The 2,800-nt window shown below is 73.7% G+C and carries 4 protein-coding genes; 3 read left to right on the top strand and 1 reads right to left on the bottom strand.

The annotated features are described in order from the left end of the window. Nucleotides 1-156: 156 nt before the first annotated feature. The gene (locus tag AC1MIR_RS02140; protein WP_480026538.1) at nucleotides 157-684 is read right to left on the bottom strand and encodes a flagellar basal body-associated FliL family protein; all 528 of its coding nucleotides are present in this window, start codon (nucleotides 682-684) and stop codon (nucleotides 157-159) included. A 194-nt stretch (nucleotides 685-878) separates the two neighbouring features. Between AC1MIR_RS02140 and AC1MIR_RS02135 the strand changes: the two genes are divergently transcribed. The 3 genes from AC1MIR_RS02135 to AC1MIR_RS02125 all read left to right on the top strand — a co-directional run. Continuing rightward, on the top strand, nucleotides 879-1,625 hold the full coding sequence (locus tag AC1MIR_RS02135) for a flagellar hook-basal body complex protein (protein ID WP_480026537.1): 747 nt from the start codon (nucleotides 879-881) through the stop codon (nucleotides 1,623-1,625). Between the two features lie 168 nt (nucleotides 1,626-1,793). After that, a complete protein-coding gene (flgG, locus tag AC1MIR_RS02130; RefSeq protein WP_480026536.1) occupies nucleotides 1,794-2,579 on the top strand; it encodes a flagellar basal-body rod protein FlgG in 786 nt (261 codons plus the stop codon). A 5-nt stretch (nucleotides 2,580-2,584) separates the two neighbouring features. Further along, nucleotides 2,585-2,800, top strand: a 216-nt coding sequence (locus AC1MIR_RS02125; protein ID WP_480026535.1) for a hypothetical protein, incomplete at its 3' end; no start/stop codon positions are given.

Raw genomic sequence — 2,800 nt, 5'->3', positions numbered from 1 at the left:
GGGCGGGGGGGGCGCGGGCGGCGGGGCCCGCCCCCCGCGCCGCGGCGGGGCGGGCGGCCGCCGCCGGCTCCCCGCCCGGCGCCGGCTCCTGCTCGACGGCTGCGCCCCAGGCGGCGGCGAGGTCGTCCTGGTTCCCGCCTTCCCCGGCCTCGCCGCTCATTGCACCAGGATCTCCACGAACAGCACGTCGGTGACGCGTGCCGGCGTGGCGGCGATGGAGGCGCGCGCGATCAGCTCCTCGCGCAGCCGGTGCGAGCCGGCGGAGCCGCGCAGCTCGTCCGGCCGCACTTCCCGCAGATAGGTGGCGAAGAGGTCCACCAGCCGCGGCATCGCGGCGTTGACCGTCTCCACATGCTGGGAATCGGCGATCTCGAGCTTCGCGCGCAGCCGCACGAAGCTGGCGCGCCGGCCGGGCACGTTGAGGTTGGAGACGATCTCCGGCAGGTCCACGAAGGCGGGCGTGGGCGCCGGCGGCGGCTGCGCCGCGGCCTCCTGCGTCGCCTCCCCGGGCCTGGCGCCCATGCCCAGCAGCGGCGGCAGGATGCCGCCGAACCACAGGCCGGCGCCAAGGCCGAGCAGCAGCAGCGGCAGCGCAAGGAGCAGCAGCTTCTTCTTGCCGCCGCCCTTCGCCGGTGCCGCGCCGGCTTCCGCCTCCGGCTTGTTCTCCCCCTTCGCGGCCGCCATGGCCCGTTCCATCCGCCTCCTGCCGACGCCGCGCATCCTGGGCCGACGGAGTTAACGGATGCTTTCGACGGCGCCTGCCATCTGCCGGCGGGCGGAAATTCCTGCCGGCCCCGCGGCAGGGCACGCCGGCCCGGGCCGCGCCGATGCTGGCACGCGCATTGCCATGAAGCCGGCAACGCATCGGAGCACGCCGTATGGACAGCCCCGGCTACATCGTTCTCTCCCGCCTCATCGCCGCGCAGCGCGCCACCTCGGTCACGGCGCACAACATCGCCAATGCCGACACGCCCGGCTATCGCGCGCACCGCCCGGTCTTCGGCACCGTGCTGGAGCGCCAGCTCTGGGCCGATGCGCCACGCGGCGGGCGCGACCTCGCTTTCGCGCAGGACCGCGCCACCTGGCGCGACGCGACGCCGGCGCCGCTGACGCGCACCGGCAATCCGCTCGACCTGGCGCTTGCCGACCAGGAGGCCTTCCTGGCGGTGGAGACGCCGCGCGGCGAGCGCTACACCCGCGCCGGCCGCTTCACGCTCGATGCCGAGGGGCGGGTGGCGGATGCCGAGGGCAACCCGGTGCTGACCGCCGCCGGCCAGCCGCTGCGCCTCGAGCCGAACACCGCGCGCATCGAGATCCGCGGCGACGGCACCGTGCTGACGGAGAACGGGCCGGCGGGGCAGCTTCGCACGGTGCGCTTCGCCGATCCGCAGCGCCTGACCGCCGAGGGCGACCGCAACTTCGCCGCGCCCGACGACATGCCGCCCGAGCCGGTGGCGGCGCCGGGCGTGGTGCAGGGCGCGGTGGAGGGCAGCAATGTCCGCCCCGTGCTGGAGCTGACGCGGCTGACCGACGACATGCGCCACTTCCAGTTCGTCGCGCAGATGGCCGAGCGCGAAGGCGAACGCCTCGGCAGCGCCGTCGAACGCATCCTCAGGCGGCGTTGAGGAGAGGAAGAATGATTCCCGACAAGCATGAGAACTGGCGGCCGGCGAAGCTGGCCGAGCGGCCGAACGGCCGCCGCGCACCAACCGACAGCATGGCCCGGCGCGCCCGTGGCCTGCGCGCAAGGCAAGCGCGCGGAGCGCGCGCCCGCCGCGTGAGGGCACAATAACATGCGCTCTCTTCACATCGCCGGCACCGGCATGATGGCCCAGCAGACGAATGTCGAGGTCATCTCCAACAACATCGCGAACATGAGCACCACCGGCTACAAGCGCCGGCGCGCCGAGTTCCAGGACCTGCTGTACCAGAACCTCCGCCGCGTCGGCTCGCAGAGCGCCGACACGGGATCGGTGCTGCCCTCCGGCGCGCAGATCGGCCTCGGCGTGAAGACCGGCGCGGTCTATCGCATCACCGAGCAGGGCAGCCTCGGGCAGACCGGCAACCGCTTCGACATCGCGGTGCGCGGCAACGGCTATTTCCAGGTGCAGCTGCCCTCGGGCGAGACCGCCTATACGCGCGACGGCACCTTCGCCCTCTCGCCCGAGGGCGTGCTGGTGACGGCCGACGGCTTCGTGGTGCAGCCCGGCATCACCATCCCCGCCAATGCGGTGGACGTCACGATCAATGCCAGCGGCGAGGTGCTGGCCAAGCTCGACGGCCAGATCGAGCCGCAGAATGTCGGGCAGATCCAGCTCGCGATCTTCGCCAACGAGGGCGGGCTGGAGGCGATCGGCGACAACCTGCTGCTGGCGACGCCGGGCTCCGGCGACCCGCAGCAGGGCGCGCCCGGCACGCCGGGCTATGGCCAGGTGCTGCAGGGCTTCGTCGAGAATTCCAACGTCAATGTCGTGCAGGAGATCACCAGCCTGATCACCGCCCAGCGCGCCTATGAGATGAACAGCCGCGTCATCTCGGCGAGCGACGAGATGCTCTCCACCCTGTCGCGGCTGCGGTGACGGCGATGCGCTTCCTGCTGCTCCTCATCGGCGTTGTCGCAGCCGCACCGGCCGCCGCACAGCCGGCGACACCACGGCCCTTCGCGGTGGTGGAGGAGGCGGTCGTGCGCCGCTCCGACCGGTTCGAGAATGCCGGGCCGCGCGCCGGGGCGGTGCGCGGCCCCGCCCCCCCCCCCGGCCCCCCGCGGGGGGGGGGAACGGGCCCCCCCCCCCCGCGCGGC

It is taken from the genome of Falsiroseomonas sp. RANM36, assembly GCF_056682175.1.
This window is presented reverse-complemented; position numbering and strand designations above follow the sequence as displayed.

Coding starts and splice junctions, on each gene's coding strand:
- AC1MIR_RS02140 (WP_480026538.1), bottom strand. CDS start 684: ATGGCGGCCGCGAAGGGGGAGAACAAGCCGGAGGCGGAAGCCGGCGCG.
- AC1MIR_RS02135 (WP_480026537.1), top strand. CDS start 879: ATGGACAGCCCCGGCTACATCGTTCTCTCCCGCCTCATCGCCGCGCAG.
- flgG (WP_480026536.1), top strand. CDS start 1,794: ATGCGCTCTCTTCACATCGCCGGCACCGGCATGATGGCCCAGCAGACG.